The organism is Streptomyces acidicola (genome assembly GCF_009377235.1).
Taxonomy (GTDB): Bacteria; Actinomycetota; Actinomycetes; order Streptomycetales; family Streptomycetaceae; genus Streptomyces; species Streptomyces acidicola.
Map to the genome: position 1 here is coordinate 1 of NZ_VMNX01000175.1, position 19,921 is coordinate 19,921.

Sequence of the window (19,921 nt, forward strand, 5' to 3'; positions counted from 1 at the left end):
GCATCGTATGTGACGCAGATCACGCAGCAGTCGGAGGCGGGTGGACAGAACCGGGCATGGAACCTTCACTACGTGCTCGGGTGAGAGCCGGTGATCCCGATGCCTTCGCGGAACTCTTCGACCAGTGTGCCCCGGCCGTCCACCGGCTGGCGGCGCGCGGCACGGGCGACTGGGGGCAGGCCGAGGACATCGTCTCGCTGACCTTCCTGGAGGCATGGCGGCTGCGGCAGAGCGTGCACCCGGACGGAGACGCCCTCCTGCCCTGGCTGCTCGGGATCTGTGTGAACGTCCTGCGCAACCAGTCCCGTGCCCTGCGCCGGCACCGGAACGCGCTGGCCCGCGTCCACCTCCACGACACCGTGCCCGACTTCGCCGACGAGGTGGTCGGCCGCATCGCCAACGTCGAGCAACTCGCCGCCGCACGAGCCGCGTTGGACCGTCTGCGACGGCACGAGCGGGAGGTGGTGATGCTCTGCGTCTGGTCCGGCCTGGACTCCGCGGCCGCCGCCGAGGCGCTCGGCGTCTCTCCCGGGACGGTCCGCTCCAGGCTGTCCCGGGCACGGACGCGACTGCGCGCCCGGACCGAGTCGGAGCTGGTCAGGGCGCGCGGGACGACGCGATACCCGGGAGCGGCCGGACAGGCATCCGGACAGGCATCCGGACAGGCATCCGGACAGACATCCGGACAGACACAGAACGCGGGCTGCAGGGCGGCCACCCCCACGACCGAGGAGACGAACCGATGAAGATCTCCACGCCGCACGGCGAGGACGAGCAGAACCTCGTGGCCGGTCTGCGCACCGCCCTTCCGCCCGCGGACGCCCCCGCGCTCCCCGGCGAGCGGCACCGGGCGCTCAGGAGTCGGCTGACCCAGGAGTTCCGGCGCGATCTCGACGAGGGGGCCCGCCCCGCCCGTCCCCGTCCCAAGTGGCTGAAGGTGGTGCTGCCCACGGCCCTGGCCGGAACCCTGGTGGCCGGTGTGGCGGTGACCGGCGCGGTCACGGATCTCTTCGGCCCTCAGGTGGACGAGGCCCGGCACCGGCAGGCGGTGGAACTCCTGGACCGCCTGGCCGTCGCCGCGGCGACGGCACCGGTCACGACGATCCGTGACGACCAGTTCGTCTACGTCAAGACGGAAGGCTCCCAGGAGGCCGTGAGAAGGTACGGCAACTCCTTCCGTGTGGTGGGCACCTGGCAGGTCCGGCGTGAGGACTGGACGTCCGTGGACGGCACCCGCGACGGCTACATCCGCCAGGAGGTGGTCTCCGGCCCGCCGACGAACACACCCCCTGGGACCGGCCGCGCCGGGGCGGACCCCAACGTGTCGACCTACCGCGAGCTGGCGGCACTGCCCACGGACCCCGACAAGCTGGTGGACAAGCTCTACGAGGATGCCGGGGGCCACGGGCCGACCGAGCAGGAGGCCGTCTTCGAGGCCGTGGGCGGCATGCTCGACACGGCCACCCTGCTCCCCGAGAAGAGCGCGGCGCTCTACCGCGCGGTGGCGAAGCTGCCCGGGGTCGTCGCGGTGGACACGGCGCGAGACGCCGCGGGCCGCGAGGGCATCGGCCTCACCATCACGTCGGACGACGAGGAGCGCACGACCTGGGTGTTCCGCTCCTCGGACCTGACCTACCTGGGTTCAACGGAACAGGCGGTGCTGGACGTGGGGGTGGTGGACAGGGTCCGCGAGACGCCGTGACGGAACACAGAGACGCCGTGACGGAACACAACGGTCAGCCCATCGTCTTGGCGCCGTCCAGGGACTCCCGGATGATGTCGGCGTGGCCGGCGTGCTGGGCGGTCTCGGCGATGATGTGCAGCAGCGCCCTGCGTGCCGACCAGCGGGCCCCGGGCTCGAACCAAGGGGCCTTCGGCAGCCGTCGGGTAGCGTCGAGATCGGGCAGGGAGGCGATCAACTCGTCTGTCCCCCGGGCCACTTCCTCGTACTCGGCCAGCACACCGGCCAGCGTGTCACCGGGCAGCATCTTGAACTCGTCGGCCCACTGGGCCAGGTCGGCCTCGGTCATGGACGTGATGTCGCGTGGCGCCGACGGGCCGTTCCGGATGAAGTCCGCCCAGTTCCGTTCCGCCGACGTGACGTGCTTGATCAGTCCGCCCAGACAGAGTTCGCCGGCGGTGGTCCGCAGGCCGACCTGCTCGTCAGTGAGGTCGCGGGTGGTGAAACGCAGGAAGTGCCGGTGCTTGGCCAGGGTGTCGAGCAGGTCGGTGCGCTCGTCGGAGCATTCGCCGGTGCGCTCGCTGGTGATCAAGGTGTCGTTCATGGTGTGGCCCTCCGTGGATTCCTGTTCCGTCGGTATGGCCACACGCTAGGACCCATATAGGTCAGTTCATGACCGCTTGCTCCGTTTGGCCCCCTCCGTTTGGCCCCCTCCGTTTGGCCCCTCCGGGCTCGTGTCAGTCGCACTTCGCCGCGCGTGACCCTTCTCGCCGTCGACCACCGCCGCACGAGCTCTGGCGGCCTTCAGGTGGCCGTGAGGGCGCCCGCTTCTTTGCCAGTGTCGTGCTGGAACGGCCCGCATCAAGGGCGCTCCGCTGCCGCTCCGCGTCGCCTTCGGCGATGGCCCTCCGGGCCACCCTTGACCCGGGCCGTTCCAGCACGGGTGAGAAGCGAGCGGGCGCCCAGGAAAACGGGGGCCCAGGGTGGGAGGCGCGTTGCGTGGGCTGCATTGCCGGCCGGAGTTGACGGGCGCGACCGCGTCTCGCATGCACGCCGGGTGGGTTCGGCGGCGTACAGCGGGTGGGGGAGAGCTGCGGTGGGGGTGAGCTGCGGTGCGAGGGCGGGCGCGAGGGACATGGACGGCGAGACGAGACCTCGCCACCTCACCTGTCACACCAGCCCCACCAGCCTTGTTCCGAAGGGTAATTGGCAGATTTGGGCCACCGCTGAGCGTCCAGTCCCTGGGCTTTTACCTGTCTCGGGTGGCCCAAATCTGCCAATTACCCATGCATGGGCGTTCATTGCCGACCGTGCTCGTGGCCGGCGCTGCGTTCGTGGTGCTGGTGGCGTGGTCGTCTCGGTGACCGGCCGTAAGTCGCCGAACTCAGCCGGCGTGCATGCGAGGCGCGGTCGCGCGCGTCAGCCTTGGCCCACTTCTCGACCCAGCTCAAGCGCAAACTCGCTGGGCACCCCGTCTTTCCGGGCCGCCCGCTCGCTTCTTCCCCGTGCTGGAGCGAGCCGAGTCAAGGGTCGGCCGCAGGCCGATCGCCGAAGGCGACGCGGAGCGTCAGCGGAGCGCCCTTTACTCGGCTCGCGGAAGCACGACACTGGCCAAGAAGCGGGCGGCCCCCACCAGGGTGTTCTCCGGCGAGAATGCGCAGGCCGTGAGAAGCGCGTCGGTCGAGCGGGGCGGCGTTACAGATTGCCCATCGGCTCGATGTCCACTCGCACCGGCTCGCCCCACACCCGCAGCACCTCGTAGTCCGTGAACTCGTGGACCAGGCGGTATGCCGTCGCCGGGCGGGGGCCGCGGCGTTCGGCGGCCAGGTACAGCTCGGCCTCGCGGCGGTCGCGGCGTGGGGTGCCGCAGAGCTGCCACGCCTGACCGTTCCACGCCTCCGGGAGCCAGCGCTGCTGGGGCTGGGGGCGGTCGCCGCGTATGCCGTAGCGGGACGAGCCGGGGTCCGTGGGGCGTGGTGGCCCGTACGCGCCGTTGAGCTGGGCGCGGCGGGCGGCGCGGCGGCGGGTCTCGCACAGGAGGCAGCGGTCGGGGGCGTCCTCGTCCACCGGGCCGTTCGGGTGCTCGGCGCAGCGCGTCGTGGGCGCCGCGGTCGTGACCGTCTCGTCCAGCAGGTCCAGGGCGCGCCGCAGGTCGGCCTTGACCTCGTGCAGCTTGGCGTCGGGAGTGGTGGACGTCAGGGCGTCACCGTGCTCGCCGAGGAGGCGCAGGGCCCGGCCCAGGGCGGTCAGCTGTGCGTGGTTCACCGTGGTCGTCTCCTCCTCGGACACCTCCTCGGACGGTGTCCTGCTGTCGTGGTCGAGCATGGCATGGACCGCTGACAGCGCACAGCGAGGGCTGTGCCTCCCCGGTCAGCCGACGGTCAGCCTGTCGAGGCGGTCGCGCTGGGACTGGGGCAGTCGCAGGCCGGTCGCCGCGAGGTTCTCCTCCAGGTGGGCGGTGCTGGTGGTGCTCGGGATCGGGAGGACGACCGGAGAGCGGTCGAGGAGCCAGGCGAGCGCGACCTGGGTGGCGGTCACGCCCAGCTCGGCCGCCACGGCGGCGACCTCGGCCCGCTCACCCGACGTGCCGTGGGCGACGGGCCGCCACGGCAGGAACGCGATGCCCGCCGCCGTGCACGCGTCGAGTACCGGGTCGTGTTCGCGGTCGAGCAGGTTGTAGCGGTTCTGCACGCTCACGACGTCGACGATCTCCCGCGCCTGGTCGAGTTCGGCGACGGTGACCTCGGACAGTCCGATCCGGCCCACCTTGCCCTCGGTCTGGAGGTCCCGCAGCGTGCCGAGCTGGTCGGAGAGGGGCGTCTCCGGGTCGATGCGGTGCAGTTGGAGGAGTTCGATCCGCTCGACGCGCAGTCGGCGCAGTGCCTCGTCCACCTGGTGGCGCAGGACCTCGGGCCGCCCGTCCAGCCGTGCCTCGCCCGACGGCTGCCGTGAGATGCCGATCTTGGTGGTGACGAGCAGGTCCTTCGGGTACGGGTGCAGGGCCTCGGCGAGGAGTTCCTCGTTGGCTCCCCAGCCGTACAGGTGAGCCGTGTCGATCAGTGTGACGCCCAGCTCCACCGCCCGCCGGGCGAGCGCGAGGGAGGCGGCGCGGACGTCGGCGGGTTCGGCGGACAGGTGCATGGCGCCCAGTCCGAGCCGCCCCACCTCAAGGTCTCCGCCGATCCGAAACGTGGTGGTCGTGGTCGATGCCATCTGCCGTCTCCGCCCCTTCGGTCGCCTCCGCGTGCATGGCCAATCGGCGACACTAACAGGGGAGTTGGGCAATCTGCCCGGTGTTTTCGCTCACCTGTCCGCCGCCTCCAGCGCCCCCCGCAGATGCCCCTCGCTCTCCTCCAGGAGGCGGGCCGCCGTCGGTCCGTCGACCCCGCCGAGGATCGTGAGGATCGCGTTCTTGACCTCGCCGTGCGTGGCCGCGAGGGCCCGTTCGATCTCCTCGTCCGAAGCTCCCGTCGCCAGGGCCACGATGCGGCGGGAGCGGGCGCGCAGCTTCTCGTTCGAGGCGCGGACGTCCACCATCAGGTTCCCGTACGTCTTGCCCAGGCGGATCATCGTGATCGTCGAGAGCATGTTCAGGACCAGCTTCTGCGCCGTGCCCGCCTTCAGTCGCGTCGAACCGGTCAGCAACTCCGGGCCCACCACGACCTCGATGCCGTGGTCCGCGGCCGCGGCGAGTGCGCTGTCCGCGTTGCAGGACAGGCCGATGGTCAACGCCCCCCGTTCACGGGCGTACTCCACCGCGCCGAGCGCGTACGGGGTGCGGCCGGAGGCCGAGACGCCCACCACCGTGTCGGCGGGGGTCAGGGCGAGCGCGTCGAGGTCGGCCCGCGCCAGTTCCCTGGAGTCCTCGGCGCCCTCGACCGAGGTGACCATGGCCTCGGGGCCGCCCGCGATCAGGCCGACCACGCGGGACGGGTCCGTGTTGAAGGTCGGCGGGCACTCGGAGGCGTCCAGTACGCCCAGTCGCCCGGCGGTGCCCGCGCCCGCGTAGACGAGCCGGCCGCCGCGCTCCATCCGCTCGGCGAGGGCGTCGATGGCGGCGGCGATCCGGGGCAACTGCGCGGCGACGGCAGCCGGTACCGCCGCGTCCTCCCCGTTCATGAGCCGCGCGATGTCGAGGGTGGGCAGCCGGTCGATCTCGGCCAGCTCCGGGCGGAACGCCTCGGTGGTGAGGGTCTCCAGCTCGGCCTTCAGGTCACGGTGATCGGCCTTCAGGTCACGGTGATCGGCCTTCAGGTCACGGTGATCGGCCTTCAGGTCACGGTGATCGGTTTTCAGGTCGCGGTGATCGGCTTTCAGGCCACGGTGATCGGGGGAGGCGGCGTTGGTGGGGGAGGTCATGGCAACGGCTCTTTTCGTGCGGTGCGGGTGCGCGAGTGCGCCCCTTCAGGGGAGTTTCAGTCCTACGGCGGCTACGGCGGTCACTGCGACGGCGGCCACGGCGACGGCCGGCGTGGCCGGTGCGGCCAGTGCTCCGGTCTCCGGCGGAGCGCTACCGCGGCCCACTCCGATGCCGGTGCGCCAACGCCTCGTACGAAGCGGACAACGCCGGCGCCGCCGTCTCGTACGTCCGCTGCGCCACTCCGACGAACAGGCAGTCCACGACCAGCAGCTGACTCGTCCGGGACGACATCGCCGCCGGCCGCAGCTCGCTCTCCCGGGCCGTGGACGTGGTGAGCACATGGTCGGCGTACTGGCTGACGGGACCGTCGGGGCGCCCGGTGATGGCGATCGTCGTCGCCCCGTGCTCGAACGCGACCCGCAACGGCTCGATGACGTCACCCGTCGAGCCCGAGTGCGTGATCGCGATCGCCACGTCCTTGGCGGCGAGCTGCACCGCGTTGGTGACGGCGAGGTGCGGGTCGCTGTGCGCGTGGGCTATGAGCCCTATGCGCAGCAGCTTCTGCGTGAGGTCCTGGGCGACGAGCCCGGACGCGCCCACGCCGTACACGTCGACCCGCCGGGCCCCCGCCAGCGCGGTGACCGCCGCGCCGAGCTGGATCGTGTCGAGTGCGGCCGCGGTGTCGGCGAGGGTCTGCTGCTCGTCGTACGCGAGCTTCGCCACCACGTCGGCGATGGGGTCGTCGACCGCGATGTCGGCGGTGACGGCGGGCGCGCGGCCCGACTGCTGCTGCGCGGCGAGCCCGGCGAGCGCGAGGCGCAGGTCCCGGTAACCCGGATAGCCGAGCAGCCGGGCCGTACGGACGACGGTCGCCTCGCTGGTGCCGGTGAGCTCGGCGAGTCCCGTGACGGTGAGGGCAGCGCAGCCCGCCGGGTCACCGGCGACGGCCTCGGCGACCCGCTGCATGGATCTGGTCATGGACGGAGCGAGTGTGCGCACCTTGGCCGCGAGGGCGGCGGGAGCGGGTGGCGCGGCGCCCCCGAAAATTTCCTTCACTTTGTTGCTCACGCTCTGAAAGATATTTTCCGAGCTGCCGTGCGGTCAAGGGTGAGCACAATGGGGGCATGGACCTCACCGGCGATCCCGTAGGCGATCCCATCAGCCCCCTGGAGCAGGCGCTGCACGCCGCTCGCGCCCTCGTGCTCGCCGATCTGGTCGCCGGCGAGGTCGCCGAGGCGGATGTCGTCTCGCTGGTCGAGGACTCGGTCGTCGAGCGCCGGTGGTGGGTCGAGCAGTGGCCCGAGGGCGCGGGGTACGTGGCCGGGCTCGTCGCGCAGGACGTCCAGGACGCGCTGCTGGAGCGGTACGGGCGCTGGCCCCTGTGCCCGGTGTGCCCCTCCGGCGACCCACACGCCCTCGACGTCGAGCCCGAGCTGGGCACCGACCCCCACTGGGTCTGTCACAAGGCGGGCGTGAAGGTCGCGGCGCTGGGCTCGCTGGGATCGGCGGCCGGCGGGACGACGACCTCGTGACGATCTACATCGACCCGCCCACCTGGCCCGGCCACGGCCGTATGTGGTCGCACCTCGTCAGTGACGAGTCGTACGACGAACTCCACGCGTTCGCACGGGACCTGGGCATACCCGAGCGCGCCTTCGAACGCGACCACTACGACATCCCGTCCCACCGCTACGCGGACGTGGTGCGCGCGGGTGCCGTGGAGGTGGGCCCGAAGGAACTGCTGCGCAGGCTCACACAAGCGGGCCTGCGCCGGCCGAAGCGGCGCGGGAACACCGGAGAGGCTCCCGGCACGCACGCCGGCGCTGCTCCCGGCACGCGCGCCGGTGAGGCTCCCGGTCCGTACGCCGGTGAGGCTCCCGGTCCGTACGCCGGTGAGGCCCCCTCGCACACAGGCCGGGACCGCAGCCACCCTCAGGACCGCAGCCGGAGTTCGTAGGCGAACTCCTCCCCGTCGTCGCTGACCCGCGTGAACCCGGACCGGGTGACGACCCCCTGCGACGGGACGTTCTCCTTGTCGACGACCGCGAACAGCGAGCGGACGTCGTCGCGCCCCCGCGCCCAGTCGGCCAGCGTGCGCAGCGCCTCCGTGGCGTAGCCGTTGCCGCGGGCCGCCTCGACGAGGTCGTAGCCGATCTCCGTGCGACCCTCCTCGTCGGGCGCGGCGTGGAAGCCGAGGGCGCCGAGGGCGCGGCCGTCCTCGGTGCGGACCAGGACGTACATGCCCCACTCCGCGCGTAGCGTCCCCGTCTCGTACAGCTTCATGATCATGCCCGCGCCCTCGCGGGTGCCCTCGACCGGGCCGCCCTCGATCCACTCGAAGCCGCCCGTGCCGCCCGCGGCCAGATCGGCGGCCGCGGCCGGGGTGACGCCGTGCAGGGCGAGCCGCTCGGCGGGGATGACCAGCGGGTTGTTCCAGCGCCACGCGGTGACCGGGGCATGGCCGGGCAGGTCGCCGCGGCCGGTGGCCCACAGGAGGGTGGGCCAGGGCTCGGGGCCGGGTCGGACGTGCGGGAAGAGGCGGGTGAGGATGTTCTGGCAGAGCTCGGCGGGGGGCTCGTACGGCAGGCCGAGGCCCTCGGCGATGTCGTGGGTGTGCAGCAGCACCTCCACGACACCCATCGCGGCGAAACCCTCGCGGTCGGCGGCGCGGAAGGGATATGGGTGGAAGGCGCGCACATCGCGCGGGGTTGCCCGGACGGTCACCGCGAGCAGGGTGCCCGTCGTCTCGATCACGTCGAGCATGCCCGCGGTGTCGGCGCCGTCCTCCAAGGTCAGCTCGAAGGGCACGTATGCCTTGGTCGCGCGTCCGGCCAACTGTCCCGCGTACGCGATGAGATCCGAGGCAATGTGCTCGGCCGTCTCACGGCAACTCCACTCCACGCGGCCCGCCCTGGTGCCCTCCCAGTCCCGGTCCGTCGCGGTCCGCAGCAGCGCGAGCGCGTGTCCGACGGCTTCCTCCACCTGGTCCCCACCCATTGGTCGCATGGCGGCGAGGATAGAGGCGATCACGTGTCCGTACGTACGGGTTTATCGGCTCGGTCGGGTGTGCCCGCTACCACGCGCGACGCGGGAGACGCGCGACGGTGCAGCCGCAGCGAGACCGCCGTCGCGCCGATGGCCGTCGCCGTGAGGCCGGCGCCCGCCCAGGCCGTGGACGCGAAGCCGAACCCCGCGTCGATGACCGCGCCGCCGAGCCAGGGGCCGCCGGTGTTGCCGAGGTTGAAGGCGGCGGTGGTGGTGGCCCCGGCGAGGGTGGGGGCGGCGCCCGCGACGTTGAACAGCCGGGCGTTGAGCGCGGGCGCGGTGTAGAAGCTGGACACGCCGAGGAGGAAGGAGAGGGCGACGGTGAGGACCGCGTACTCGCCGAGGAGGGCCAGCGCGAAGAGGAGGACCGTCGAGGCGGCGATGCCGCTGAGCAGCACGCCGAACAGGTGGGCGTCGGCGATCCGCCCGCCGATCGCCGTACCGATCAGCGCGCCGATCCCGAAGAGTGCGAGCACGGTCGGCACCCAGCCGTCGTCGAGCCCGGCGACGTCCGTGAGCAGCGGTGCGAGATAGCTGAACGCGCAGAAGACTCCGCCGGCGGCCAGCGCCACGACGGACACGGAGAGCCAGACCTGGGGGTCGCGGTAGATCCGGACCTCCTGCCGCAGCCGCGGCCGCTCGTCGGGCACCGGCAGGGCCGGGATCAGCGAGACCACCCCGACGAGCGCGATCCCGCTGGCGACGGCCACGGCCCAGAACGCCGAACGCCAGCCGAAGTGCTCCCCGAGGAAGGCGCCCGCCGGGACACCCAGGACGTTCGCGATCGACAACCCGCCGATCATCACGGCGAGCGCGCGGGCCCGCGCGCCGACCGGTACCATCGCCACCGCCACGGCGGCCCCCACCGCCCAGAACCCCGCACAGGCCAGGGCGCTTACGACCCTGGAGGCGAAGAGAACCGTGTAGTTGGGCGCGAGGGCTCCCGCGATCTGACCGAACCCGAAGACGGTGATCAGCGTGATCAGAGTCGTACGGCGGGGCAGCCGGAGCGTGGCCACGGCGAGCAGCGGCGCCCCGACCACCATCCCGATCGCGAACGCCGAGATCAGCAGCCCCGCCCGGGGGATGCTCACCCCCATGTCCTCCGCGAGGGGCGGCAGCAGCCCGGAGAGCATGAACTCGCTGGTGCCGAGGGCGAAGACGGACAGACCGAGGACGTAGACGGCGAGGGGTATGCGGGAGCGGTCGGTGCCGCTGCGGGACGGAGAGCGGGAGGGCATGTACGAGGGCAACGCCGGTAGCGGGACGGGCATTCCCACCGGCCGACGGCGACTGGCCCCGCCGCCCGCCGGACCGTCCGCCGCTCAGGACCCGCCGCTGAGCCGTTCGATCTCGGCCACGATGTTCCGGCGGGCCGGCGCCTCCCACTCCCGTTCCCCGTACGGCGTCCGGAACAGCCGTGGCAGGTCGAGGAGTTGGCGCAGTACGGCCGCCCGGCCCGTACGGAAGGCGTCGTCCGGAACGAAGGAGTACTCCTCGCGGACGGCGGCCGCGTACCGGGCGTACGACTCCGGGGGCCCGGCCAGAACGGCCAGATCCGCGTCGCAGAGGACGGCCCCGTTGGCGTCGTCGTCGGCGGGGTCGTGGGTGACGGTCAGCCGGACCAGGCGAGCGACCTCGTCCGTCGTCTCCTGCGGGACTCCGGCCTCGGGCAGCGCACGCTCGGCGAGCCGCGCCGACCGCTCCTCGTTCGTGGACCGCTCCGGCAGGTACACCGCGTCGTGGAACCAGGCCGCCAGCCGGACGGCGTGCGGGTCGTCGGCGTACCCCTCCAGGACATCGATGTGGTCCAGGACCGCTGTGAGGTGGTCGAGGGTGTGGTACTTGCGCTGCGGCTCCGACCAGCGCTTGATCAGGCTGTCGGCGTATGGGGACGGGGAGGGATGACAGGCGCCGTCGCGCGCCGCGAGCAGGGCGGTCAGCCAGCGGGAACGGAGGGCGTCGAGTGCGTCGCGGTCGGCCATGGGGCCATTCTGAACGAGCCGGGTGAACGGCCGGCCGGGTGAACCGGAGGCCAAGGGCAGCTGACGGTTCGGGGGTGCCGCGGACGAAGCGCTTGCCGGGGCGGGCGCCGTATGCATAGTGGTGCCGTGTGGGGTGCGGCAGCCGCCTGCGGGGAGGCGGGTGCGGAGGGGGGAGCCACATGCACAGGTATGTCCACCATGAGGCGATGACCGTGGTCGAGGCGGTGTGTGCCCTGGCCGTCACCGTGCCCGTGGTCTTCGGCGTGCGCGATGTTCCTCCGAGTATCGATGCCGACCTGCAGCTGTTTTCGACCGTCCTCATGGCGTTCGCCGCTCTGAACGGGGTGCTCGCCTGCACCCGGTTGACGTGGTTCGGCGGTGAGAAGCAGGACTTCGAGAGCGCGGTTCCCGTGGCGGATCCCGGCACGGTACGGCGCGCGCTGGAGACGTCTCTCCGCCAGAGCTTCGACTGGTCCTCCTTCGTCCTCTTGGTGGTGATGTCCACGGCCATGGGCCTGATATTGGATCCCCTGATGGCATTCTTCCCGCTGCTGGTCGTGCCGGAGCGGCTCGTCAAGTGGGCGTACGCGACGTACTGGGAGCGGCGTCACGGCGTGGTGCTGTGGCGAGGGCACGTGCCCGAGCAGCCCCTGGGGAAGGGCCAGCGGCTCTACTCATCCCGGCGGGAGCCTGCCGTACGGCACTAGCGTGGCCCCATGACTACTGTTGGCGCACACGACGAACGGGACCCGGAACTCCCCGGCCGGCTGCTGACGGCAGAACGGGACGTGCTGATTCCCCTCCTGCGGGGGCGCCCGGAGGGGGACTTCGCGGCCGGGACCTGCTGTCCGGGCTGGACCGTGCGGCACGTACTCGCGCACTGCTCGGCCGCGTTGTCGCGGGTGGTGGAGAACCGGTTCGAGGAGGGGGTCTTCAGCCCGGAGTCGAACGACCGCGACATCGCAGAGCGGGACGGCTGGCCGGTGGCGCGGATCGTGGACGAGCTGGAGCGGGGCATGACCGAGGCCGGGCCGGTGATCGCCGGGGCAGGCGGTGCGCTGGACGGGATCGCCCTCGGGGAGTGGGTGCACGCGGGGGACGTCCGCGACGCGTGGGGCGTACCCGGAGCGTACGGGGGAGAGCAGGTGCAGCCCGCCCTGGGGCTCTTGGCGTGGCTCAGCCGCGAACGGGGGCACCTCGCCCTGCACGCCGACCTCGACGACGTGGACGAGCCGCTGCTGCTCGGTGCGCCCTCCGGGGAGCGGTCACCGGCCCGCTACCTCGGTGACGCGGCCACCCTCGTACGGCTGTACTCGGGGCGCCCGTTGGCCGGGGCGCGGTACGAGCTGGCGGGAACGGTGGAGGCCGAACTCAACCTCTTCGGCTGATCCGCTGCCCCCGTACTCTTGAGATTGGACTAGACCTGTAGTCGCTCAGCCGCTGAGGGATTCACGGGAAACGGAATCCACGGGAAGGGGTCCCATGACCACGCGTGCGCTCCTGGAAGTGATCGCCCTCGACGTCGAGGACGCGGTCGCCGCTCAGGCCGGAGGGGCCGACCGGCTGGAGCTGGTCACCGACATGGGCGCGGACGGGCTCACACCGGAGGTCGGGACGTTCGCCGAGGTCAGGGCGGCCGTGGACATCCCGGTGCGGGTGATGCTGCGTGCGGCGGACGGGTTCGCGGCGGGCGACGTGGACGCGTTGGTACGGGTCGGGTGCGACATGCGCGACGCCGGGGCCGACGCGTTCGTGTTCGGTTTTCTGGACGAGGTCGGCGGGCCCGATCTCGGTGCCGTGGAGCGGCTGGTGGCGCGGCTGGACGGGTGCCGGTGGACCTTTCACCGGGCCGTCGACCGCGCCGCCGACCGTGACGCCCTGCGCAAGCAGCTCGCGGATCAGCCAGGGCTCGACACGTACCTGACGGCGGGTTCCGCCGAGGGCGTCGACGCCGGGCTGCCCGTCCTGCTCGCCGAGGTCGCCCGGCGTGGGGAGCCCGGCTACACCCAGCGGCTCATGGCGGGCGGCGGCCTCCGCCTCGACCACGTCCCGGAGCTGCGTGCGGCCGGGGTCGACGCCTTCCACATCGGGGGCGCCGCCCGCCGGGGAGGCTGGAGCGCACCGGTCGCTGCCCGTGCCGTACGGGAGTGGCGTACGGCACTGGACGCGTCGCCGGACGCCTGACATTCCCGTACCGCTCAGGCGAGTTGCGGGGGCAGCCCTGCCGCGTGCGTCACGATCAGGCCCGACACCGCACGGGTCAGCGCCACGTAGAGGCGGCGCAGGCCGGTGCGTTCGTCGGGTTCGCCGTCGACGACCGCCCGGGGCTCGTCCAGGACCACGTAGTCGTACTCCAGGCCCTTGGCCAGCGAGGCGGGGACCAGGGTGAGGCGCCTCTCGGGCGTCGTCTCCTCGCCGGGGTCGAGATGGGCGATGCCCGCCGCCGAGAGCGCCTCGGTGAGGGCGGGGACGCGGGCGTCGGCGGCGATGAGACCGACCGAGCCCTCCTGGCGCAGCAACTCCTCGCAGGCGGCGACGACTTGGGCGTTCCCGTCGTCGCCCTCGTCCCCGCCGGTACCGGGCGTGATCGTACGGAGCTCGAAGAACCCCGGGTTCTCGCGGACCGACGCCACCGGGGCCAGCCCCGGCGCGATGTGGGGAAGCAGACGGGAGGCGTACGTGATCACGTCCGTGGGGACGCGGAAGCCGGCCGTGAGCTCCTCGACGACGGCGTCGCCCTTGCCGAGGTGGGCCAGCGCCTCCTCCCAACTCCGTGTCGCCCAGGGCGTGGTGCCCTGCGCGAGGTCGCCGAGCACGGTCGCGGACCCGGTGGTGCAGCGGCGGCCCACCGCGCGGTACTGCATGGGGGACAGGTCCTGCGCCTCGTCGAGCACGACATGGCCGAGCGAGTGGGTGCGCTGGACGAGATCGGTCGCCTCGTCGATCAGTACGGCGTCGGCCGCGGACCACTTGGCCGACTTGACGCTCCGGGCCGGCCTGGCCCACAGGATCGTCTTCTGCTCGTCGTCCGTGAGGACGCCGTCCGCGTGCACGGCGAGGTAGTCCGCGTCCGCGAGGAGGCGCAGCACCAGCTTCGCGGGGTCGACGGGCGGCCAGATCTCCTTGACGGCCGCCTTCACCGCGGAGTTGCGGGCCACGGCATCCTGGACGCGGTCGTCCGGCGCCTCGCCCGAGCGCTCCATCTGGACGAGCACCGCGTGCGCGATCCGCTGGGGCAGAGCCTCGCGGGCGGCGCCGTAGCGCATGTCTCGCTCCAGCAACTCCCGGACGATGTCTTCGAGTTCGTACGCCGGGACGCGCCAGCGACGCGAGCCGCGCACCACGACCACCTGCTCGGTGGGCATCGTGACGTGCGAGCGCATGGCGTGGCGCAGCACCTCCGCCATCCGGGCGTCGCCCTTGACGACGGCGGCGGCCGCGTCGTCGGTGCCGCGCACCTCTACGTGTGCCACGAGGTCGTCGACGGTTGCCTGTTTCACCTCCAACTCGCCCAGCGCGGGCAGCACTTGCTCGATGTAGTGGAGGAAGGAACGGTTCGGTCCGATGACGAGGGTGCCCGTGCGGGCGAGGCGCTCGCGGAAGGCGTAGAGCAGATACGCGACGCGGTGCAGGCCGACGGCCGTCTTCCCGGTGCCCGGACCGCCCTGCACGCAGACCGTGCCCGCCAGCCCGCTCCGTACGATCTCGTCCTGCTCGGGCTGGATGGTCGCCACGATGTCGCGCATCGGACCGACGCGCGGGCGCTCGATCTCCTGCTGGAGCAGCTTGCTGGTGGTGGCCGCCTCGGCCGGGTCGGACAGGTGCTCGTCCTCGTACGCGGTGAGGTCGCCGCCCGTGTAGCCGAAACGGCGGCGCAGACCGATGTCCATCGGGTCCCGCTTGGACGCCCGGTAGAACGGCTGCGACACGGGCGCGCGCCAGTCGATGACCATGGGGTCACCGGCGGCATCGTGCACATGACGGCGCCCGATGTAGAAGCGCTCCCCTTCCGCACCCTCCGCCTGCTCGGCGCCCGGAGCGTGGAGGTAGTCGAGGCGGCCGAAGAACAGCGGCGTGTCGCTGAGGTCGGCGAGGGCCTTGATGCGCTCGCTGATCTGGTGCTGGAGCGCCTCCGCGTTCACCCAGTTCGCGGTGACATCACGGATGTCGAGCGACTCCACGTCCTCCCGCATGGTCCGGAGCGCGGTCCGGGAGGAGGAGAGGTGGGCGCGTTCGCGGGCGAGTGGATCGGTGGGATCGGCGGGGCCTACGGGGCCCGCGAGGTCTGCGGGGCCGGAGACGGCGTGGACGGCCTTCGGGTCGTCAGGGCGGGCGGGATCGGCGGACTGGCTGGACACGGGTTCTGCCTCCGGGCGTGACGGCGCGCCGACCGGCAGCGCGGGGCGTACCGCGGGCGCGTGACCGGTCGACTGCCGTGTGTGATGACGCGGGAACGTGTGGCTGTGCCGTCCGGTTTCCGTCCGGGCGGCAGCACTCCGAGGGGAGGCGGGCAAGAGCGGAGATTGTAGGGGAGGTGAGGGCGCGGCGGCGAACGGATTAATTGCGCCCCCCCCAGGTTCGGCACTCCGATGGGCTCGGGGTTCGGATGCCGTATCCCTAGGGATCCCTAGGGGATCTCCTCACCTCAGAGGCGTACGGGACGGCAGACCTGAGAGGGACCGAGGGGTCGAGAAGATTCCCTCCCTGGACCGACGCCATTCGGGGGGCAACGATCGCATCATGGACATATGAGTGCAGCGACCTTCTCCCCGATTCCCTCCCGGCACGGTCCGCCGCCCGGAGCGACCGCCGTCGACGACGCCCACCACCGCCACTGGCTGGGCGACGCGCTGCGTGCGATCAAAGTTTTCGCCGGCGCCGCCTTCGAGGTGGCCGTGCTGGGTGAGTACACGGACGAGGCGGGCGTACGCCGCCGCTGAGGCGACGCCCGCTTCCGTGACCGAGCCACGGGAGGAGGCGACAGCCCTTCCCTCAGCTCTCCCTCAGCTCTCCGTCAGGAGCTCGTCCGCGTCCACGATCCGGTACGCGTAGCCCTGTTCGGCCAGGAAACGCTGGCGGTGGGCCGCGAAGTCCTGGTCGATGGTGTCGCGGGCGACCACCGAGTAGAAGTGGGCCTGGTGGCCGTCCGCCTTGGGGCGCAGGACGCGGCCGAGGCGCTGCGCCTCCTCCTGGCGTGACCCGAACGTGCCGGACACCTGGATCGCGACCGTCGCCTCCGGCAGGTCGATCGAGAAGTTCGCGACCTTGGACACCACCAGCACGCTGATCTCGCCCTCACGGAAGGCGTCGAAGAGCTTCTCCCGCTGGGCGTTGCTGGTCTCGCCCTTGATCACCGGGGCGTTCAAGTGCGCGCCCAGCTCGTCGAGTTGGTCGATGTACTGCCCGATGACGAGGATCTGCTGCCCGGCGAAGCGGCGCACCAGCGCCTCCGCCACCCTCCGCTTCGTCTCGGTCGTCGCGCAGTAGCGGTACTTCTCCTCGGTCTCGGCGGTCGCGTACGCGAGCCGCTCGCGGTCCGTGAGGTTGACCCGGACCTCCACGCAGTCGGCCGGCGCGATGTACCCCTGCGCCTCGATCTCCTTCCACGGCGCGTCGAACCGCTTGGGCCCGATCAGCGAGAACACGTCCGACTCGCGGCCGTCCTCCCGTACGAGCGTCGCGGTCAGCCCGAGCCGCCGCCGCGCCTGCAGATCGGCCGTGAACTTGAAGACCGGCGCGGGCAGCAGGTGCACCTCGTCGTAGACGATCAGACCCCAGTCGCGGGAGTCGAAGAGCTCCAGATGCGGGTAGATGCCCTTCCGCTTCGTCGTCAGCACCTGGTACGTCGCGATGGTGACCGGGCGGATCTCCTTCCTCGTCCCGCTGTACTCGCCGATCTCGTCCTCGGTCAGCGAGGTGCGCTTCACCAGCTCGTGCTTCCACTGCCGGGCGGAGACGGTGTTCGTGACGAGGATGAGCGTGGTCGCCTTGGCCTGGGCCATGGACCCGGCGCCGACCAGCGTCTTGCCCGCGCCGCAGGGGAGCACGACCACCCCCGAGCCGCCGTGCCAGAAGTTCTCCACCGCCTGCTTCTGGTACGGGCGCAGCGCCCAGCCGTCCTCGGCCAGCTCGATCGGGTGCGCCTCGCCGTCCACGTACCCGGCGAGGTCCTCGGCGGGCCAGCCCAGCTTCAGCAGCACCTGCTTGATCTGCCCGCGCTCGGAGGGGTGCACGGCGACGGTGTCCGGGTCGATACGGGCGCCGACCAGCGGGGCGATCTTCTTCGACCGCAGGATCTCCTCCAGGACCGGCCGGTCGGTGGTGGTGAGGACGAGTCCGTGGGCCGGGTGCTTGGCGATGGTCAGCCGACCGTAGCGGTCCATCGTCTCCGCGACGTCCACCAGCAGCGCGTGCGGCACCGGGTACCGGCTGTACTGCACCAGCGCGTCCACGACCTGCTCGGCGTCGTGCCCGGCCGCGCGCGCGTTCCACAGGCCGAGCGGGGTCACGCGGTAGGTGTGGATGTGCTCGGGAGCCCGCTCCAGCTCCGCGAACGGCGCGATCGCCCGGCGGCAGTCGTCGGCCTGCTCGTGGTCGACTTCGAGCAGGAGGGTCTTGTCGCTCTGGACGATGAGTGGACCATTCACGCGCGGCTGCCTTTCAAGGTGGCACTGCTCGGCCAAACGTCAAGTGTGCCCGATCGCGGGCGCGGGCCGGCAGGGATCGGGGTGACGTCCGCGTCACGTCGTATGGGATGTCTATCCACTCCAATGAGTGGCCGGAATTCGGATATACGGCACTGAATGCGCAGAATGGCGAACCGTGCAGGTCACAGCCCGTGCCGTAGCCCTGGAGTGAGCCCCTTGCCCGGTCGCAGCCAGTCCCTCACGTCCCCAGCCTCCCCGACAGCGACGCTCGGGTACGCCCTGTTCGCGACCCGCTGGCTTCAGGCGCCGCTGTACTTCGGGCTCGTGGCGGCCCAGGGCGTCTACGTCTACAAGTTCTTCAAGGAGCTGTGGGGTTTAATTCTCCGCTGCGTGACGGGGCAGGCGACCGAGACGTACGTGATGCTCGCGGTCCTCAAACTCGTCGACGTCGTCATGATCGCGAACCTGCTGATCATGGTGATCGTCGGCGGCTATGAGACCTTCGTGTCGCGCATCGGCCTCCAGGGCCACCGGGACCAGCCCGAGTGGCTCTCCCACGTCAACTCCAACGTACTGAAGGTCAAGCTCGCCACCGCCATCGTGGGCATCTCCTCCGTCCATCTGCTCCAGATGTTCGTGGACGTCCACCACACCTCGCGCCACGCCCTGCTGTGGGGCACGGTGATCCACATGGCCTTCATCGTGTCGGCGGCGATCCTGGCGTACATGTCGGGGCCGATGGCGATGCGCGCGGACCAGGCACACAAGGAGCGCGCGGAACTGCACGGGCATGGCAACGGGCACGGGGAGCCCGGAGTGCGCGGTGAGCACCGGAGCGCCGGGCAGGAGCTGTCGTTGGCTCCCGCGCCTCCCGCACCCCCCGCGTCTCCTGCGTCTTCCGCCGACGTACGGGGAGCGGGAAGGACCGCCCCGACCCCGGTTCCCGCCCAGGCACAGCGAACCCCGGCCGCGTACGAGACGGGCGCCGAGACCCGGATCCGCGCCGCCGGGTTCCCGTCCCGCAAGCTGCTGGAGGAGTTCGACGAGGACCACCCGCGCTCGTTCGACCGGGAGACCGTGGTCCGGCTCGGCAAACTGGACTTCGTCACCGCCCGGCGGAACGTCGTGTTCGTCGGCGCTCCCGGCACCGGCAAGACGCATCTCGCGACCGGACTCGGCATCCGCGCCTGTGAGGCCGGTCACCGGGTGCTGTTCGCGACCGCCGCGGAGTGGGCCGCCCGGCTGTCCGGTGCCCGTGCCGAGGGACGGCTGGCCGAGGAACTGACCGCGCTCGACGCCCACGCCGTGCTGATCGTCGACGAGGTCGGCTACGCCCCCTTCGACGCGGACACGGCCCACCTGTTCTTCCAACTCGTCGCGCACCGCTACGAGCGCGCCTCGCTGATCGTGACCAGCGACCGCCCGCTCGGCCGCTGGGACGAGGTCTTCGGCGGCGGAGCCGCACCGGCGATGGCCGACCGGCTCGCCCACCACGCCGAGATCGTCCGGCTCGAAGGGGACAGCTACCGCACGCGGCGGGCTACTTCGGCATGGGCAGAGTGAGGTTGTTGATGAGCGGTCCCTCCACGGTCACCAGCGGCTCGCCGACCGGGAGGGGCAGCGGCAACGGTGCCTGAGCCGCCACGGCCGTGGGGGCGAGCACGCCGAGCGCGATGATCACCGCGGAGGCGAGGACGGTGGTGCGGGTGCGGGTGCGGGTGTGGGTGGAGGTGGGGGGCTTGAGGCGCATGGGGCTGCGGTGCCTTTCGGTGCTCGGGTCCAGGAGTTCCGGGTGGAGCTCCGGGCGGAGTTCCGAGGAGTGGGTGCCCGGCGGCTCGCGCCACGATGCGTGGTGGTCCGGAACGTCCGTCGTGCGGGGGAACCGCGCGGCGTGGCGCGCATGCAGCGGTGAGTACGCCCGGACGCAGGACGCGCGTCCGTCGCGCCGGCCTATCGCGCGTCGTCGGCCAGCTCCGCCACCCCGGTCACCCGGTGCAGCGGATACGTACGGACCTCGTCCGCCGTGTGGTCGTACGCCGTGACGAAGCCGCCCTCGACGCGGATGGGGGCGATGACGCGCTGGCTGGCGCTGCCCTCGGCGTTGACGTAGCCGATCCAGAGGGCCTCGCCGGTGAGGACGGCGGCCTGCATGGTGGCGAGGGTCTCGGCGGAGCTGGTGCGGGGGAGGGAGCCGCCCGGGGCG

At 71.7% G+C, this 19,921-nt stretch carries 20 protein-coding genes and 1 pseudogene; 9 read left to right on the plus strand and 12 right to left on the minus strand.

Annotated elements, in window-relative coordinates:
* The first annotated feature begins 56 nt into the window (after positions 1–56).
* Together FPZ41_RS33115 and FPZ41_RS33120 are read left to right on the plus strand one after the other, a co-directional pair.
* A complete protein-coding gene (locus FPZ41_RS33115; RefSeq protein WP_152867295.1) occupies positions 57–746 on the plus strand; it encodes an RNA polymerase sigma factor in 690 nt (229 codons plus the stop codon).
* Positions 743–1,702, plus strand: coding sequence for a CU044_5270 family protein (locus FPZ41_RS33120; RefSeq protein WP_152867296.1), 960 nt, complete (start codon positions 743–745; stop codon positions 1,700–1,702). Before FPZ41_RS33115 ends, FPZ41_RS33120 begins: the two co-directional genes overlap by 4 nt.
* A 34-nt stretch (positions 1,703–1,736) precedes the next feature.
* Here FPZ41_RS33120 and FPZ41_RS33125 read toward each other — a convergent pair whose 3' ends face one another.
* From FPZ41_RS33125 to FPZ41_RS33145, 5 genes are all read right to left on the minus strand, one after another.
* A complete protein-coding gene (locus tag FPZ41_RS33125; protein ID WP_152867297.1) occupies positions 1,737–2,285 on the minus strand; it encodes a DinB family protein in 549 nt (182 codons plus the stop codon).
* Positions 2,286–3,376: 1,091 nt separating this feature from the next.
* Positions 3,377–3,946 carry a hypothetical protein gene (locus FPZ41_RS33130; RefSeq protein WP_322621039.1) on the minus strand — a complete coding sequence of 190 codons (570 nt, stop codon included), beginning with the start codon at positions 3,944–3,946 and terminating at the stop codon, positions 3,377–3,379.
* Positions 3,947–4,051: 105 nt separating this feature from the next.
* Entirely contained in the window at positions 4,052–4,894 is an 843-nt protein-coding gene (locus FPZ41_RS33135; RefSeq protein WP_152867299.1) for an aldo/keto reductase, read from the minus strand.
* A 90-nt stretch (positions 4,895–4,984) separates the two neighbouring features.
* A complete protein-coding gene (murQ, locus tag FPZ41_RS33140; protein ID WP_152867300.1) occupies positions 4,985–6,040 on the minus strand; it encodes an N-acetylmuramic acid 6-phosphate etherase in 1,056 nt (351 codons plus the stop codon).
* Between the two features lie 151 nt (positions 6,041–6,191).
* Positions 6,192–7,109 carry a MurR/RpiR family transcriptional regulator gene (locus tag FPZ41_RS33145; RefSeq protein WP_131568686.1) on the minus strand — a complete coding sequence of 306 codons (918 nt, stop codon included), beginning with the start codon at positions 7,107–7,109 and terminating at the stop codon, positions 6,192–6,194.
* 56 nt (positions 7,110–7,165) lie between these two features.
* On the opposite strand from FPZ41_RS33145, the gene FPZ41_RS33150 reads away from it, so the two are divergent.
* Both FPZ41_RS33150 and FPZ41_RS48850 read left to right on the plus strand, forming a co-directional pair.
* A complete protein-coding gene (locus FPZ41_RS33150; protein ID WP_152867301.1) occupies positions 7,166–7,573 on the plus strand; it encodes a hypothetical protein in 408 nt (135 codons plus the stop codon).
* Positions 7,570–7,827 (plus strand): annotated as a pseudogene (locus tag FPZ41_RS48850) (DUF4031 domain-containing protein); the annotation flags it as partial. The gene FPZ41_RS33150 and the pseudogene FPZ41_RS48850, both read left to right, overlap by 4 nt.
* A gap of 146 nt (positions 7,828–7,973) precedes the next feature.
* On the opposite strand, the gene FPZ41_RS33160 reads toward FPZ41_RS48850, so the two are convergent.
* The 3 genes from FPZ41_RS33160 to FPZ41_RS33170 form a co-directional block, all read right to left on the minus strand.
* The gene (locus FPZ41_RS33160) at positions 7,974–9,047 is read right to left on the minus strand and encodes a GNAT family N-acetyltransferase (RefSeq protein ID WP_152867302.1); all 1,074 of its coding nucleotides are present in this window, start codon (positions 9,045–9,047) and stop codon (positions 7,974–7,976) included.
* 20 nt (positions 9,048–9,067) lie between these two features.
* Entirely contained in the window at positions 9,068–10,282 is a 1,215-nt protein-coding gene (locus FPZ41_RS33165) for a Cmx/CmrA family chloramphenicol efflux MFS transporter (RefSeq protein WP_322621040.1), read from the minus strand.
* Between the two features lie 129 nt (positions 10,283–10,411).
* Positions 10,412–11,071, minus strand: a complete 660-nt coding sequence (locus FPZ41_RS33170; RefSeq protein WP_152867304.1) for an HD domain-containing protein — start codon at positions 11,069–11,071, stop codon at positions 10,412–10,414.
* A 206-nt stretch (positions 11,072–11,277) separates the two neighbouring features.
* Between FPZ41_RS33170 and FPZ41_RS33175 the strand changes: the two genes are divergently transcribed.
* The 3 genes from FPZ41_RS33175 to FPZ41_RS33185 all read left to right on the plus strand — a co-directional run bounded on the left by FPZ41_RS33175 (position 11,278) and on the right by FPZ41_RS33185 (position 13,255).
* Positions 11,278–11,778, plus strand: coding sequence for a hypothetical protein (locus FPZ41_RS33175; RefSeq protein ID WP_152867305.1), 501 nt, complete (start codon positions 11,278–11,280; stop codon positions 11,776–11,778).
* A gap of 9 nt (positions 11,779–11,787) precedes the next feature.
* The gene (locus FPZ41_RS33180) at positions 11,788–12,459 is read left to right on the plus strand and encodes a maleylpyruvate isomerase family mycothiol-dependent enzyme (protein ID WP_152867306.1); all 672 of its coding nucleotides are present in this window, start codon (positions 11,788–11,790) and stop codon (positions 12,457–12,459) included.
* Between the two features lie 94 nt (positions 12,460–12,553).
* A complete protein-coding gene (locus tag FPZ41_RS33185) occupies positions 12,554–13,255 on the plus strand; it encodes a copper homeostasis protein CutC (RefSeq protein WP_152867307.1) in 702 nt (233 codons plus the stop codon).
* A gap of 14 nt (positions 13,256–13,269) precedes the next feature.
* Here the strand turns inward: FPZ41_RS33185 and FPZ41_RS33190 are convergent, their stop codons facing one another.
* On the minus strand, positions 13,270–15,429 hold the full coding sequence (locus FPZ41_RS33190) for a HelD family protein (protein ID WP_322621037.1): 2,160 nt from the start codon (positions 15,427–15,429) through the stop codon (positions 13,270–13,272).
* Between the two features lie 390 nt (positions 15,430–15,819).
* Between FPZ41_RS33190 and FPZ41_RS33195 the strand changes: the two genes are divergently transcribed.
* Positions 15,820–16,011, plus strand: coding sequence for a hypothetical protein (locus tag FPZ41_RS33195; protein WP_152867308.1), 192 nt, complete (start codon positions 15,820–15,822; stop codon positions 16,009–16,011).
* Positions 16,012–16,074: 63 nt separating this feature from the next.
* Here FPZ41_RS33195 and FPZ41_RS33200 read toward each other — a convergent pair whose 3' ends face one another.
* Entirely contained in the window at positions 16,075–17,718 is a 1,644-nt protein-coding gene (locus tag FPZ41_RS33200; RefSeq protein ID WP_322621038.1) for a DNA repair helicase XPB, read from the minus strand.
* Between the two features lie 216 nt (positions 17,719–17,934).
* Between FPZ41_RS33200 and istB the strand changes: the two genes are divergently transcribed.
* Positions 17,935–19,281 carry an IS21-like element helper ATPase IstB gene (gene istB / locus FPZ41_RS33205; protein ID WP_152867310.1) on the plus strand — a complete coding sequence of 449 codons (1,347 nt, stop codon included), beginning with the start codon at positions 17,935–17,937 and terminating at the stop codon, positions 19,279–19,281.
* Here the strand turns inward: istB and FPZ41_RS33210 are convergent.
* Together FPZ41_RS33210 and FPZ41_RS33215 are read right to left on the minus strand one after the other, a co-directional pair.
* Positions 19,259–19,468, minus strand: a complete 210-nt coding sequence (locus tag FPZ41_RS33210) for a hypothetical protein (RefSeq protein WP_152867311.1) — start codon at positions 19,466–19,468, stop codon at positions 19,259–19,261. The two genes, istB and FPZ41_RS33210, sit on opposite strands and share 23 nt — an antisense overlap.
* Positions 19,469–19,668: 200 nt before the next feature.
* A partial coding sequence (locus tag FPZ41_RS33215; RefSeq protein WP_152867312.1) for a WYL domain-containing protein occupies positions 19,669–19,921 on the minus strand: 253 nt, incomplete at its 5' end.

What these genes read in the sequence shown, in the direction of transcription:
- FPZ41_RS33115 (WP_152867295.1), top strand. Translation starts at nt 57, where the DNA reads ATGGAACCTTCACTACGTGCTCGGGTGAGAGCCGGTGATCCCGATGCC.
- FPZ41_RS33195 (WP_152867308.1), top strand. Translation starts at nt 15,820, where the DNA reads ATGAGTGCAGCGACCTTCTCCCCGATTCCCTCCCGGCACGGTCCGCCG.
- FPZ41_RS33210 (WP_152867311.1), bottom strand. Translation starts at nt 19,468, where the DNA reads ATGCGCCTCAAGCCCCCCACCTCCACCCACACCCGCACCCGCACCCGC.
- FPZ41_RS33150 (WP_152867301.1), top strand. Translation starts at nt 7,166, where the DNA reads ATGGACCTCACCGGCGATCCCGTAGGCGATCCCATCAGCCCCCTGGAG.
- FPZ41_RS33125 (WP_152867297.1), bottom strand. Translation starts at nt 2,285, where the DNA reads ATGAACGACACCTTGATCACCAGCGAGCGCACCGGCGAATGCTCCGAC.
- murQ (WP_152867300.1), bottom strand. Translation starts at nt 6,040, where the DNA reads ATGACCTCCCCCACCAACGCCGCCTCCCCCGATCACCGTGGCCTGAAA.
- FPZ41_RS33135 (WP_152867299.1), bottom strand. Translation starts at nt 4,894, where the DNA reads ATGGCATCGACCACGACCACCACGTTTCGGATCGGCGGAGACCTTGAG.
- FPZ41_RS33160 (WP_152867302.1), bottom strand. Translation starts at nt 9,047, where the DNA reads ATGCGACCAATGGGTGGGGACCAGGTGGAGGAAGCCGTCGGACACGCG.
- FPZ41_RS33180 (WP_152867306.1), top strand. Translation starts at nt 11,788, where the DNA reads ATGACTACTGTTGGCGCACACGACGAACGGGACCCGGAACTCCCCGGC.
- FPZ41_RS33170 (WP_152867304.1), bottom strand. Translation starts at nt 11,071, where the DNA reads ATGGCCGACCGCGACGCACTCGACGCCCTCCGTTCCCGCTGGCTGACC.
- FPZ41_RS33175 (WP_152867305.1), top strand. Translation starts at nt 11,278, where the DNA reads ATGACCGTGGTCGAGGCGGTGTGTGCCCTGGCCGTCACCGTGCCCGTG.
- FPZ41_RS33120 (WP_152867296.1), top strand. Translation starts at nt 743, where the DNA reads ATGAAGATCTCCACGCCGCACGGCGAGGACGAGCAGAACCTCGTGGCC.
- FPZ41_RS33185 (WP_152867307.1), top strand. Translation starts at nt 12,554, where the DNA reads ATGACCACGCGTGCGCTCCTGGAAGTGATCGCCCTCGACGTCGAGGAC.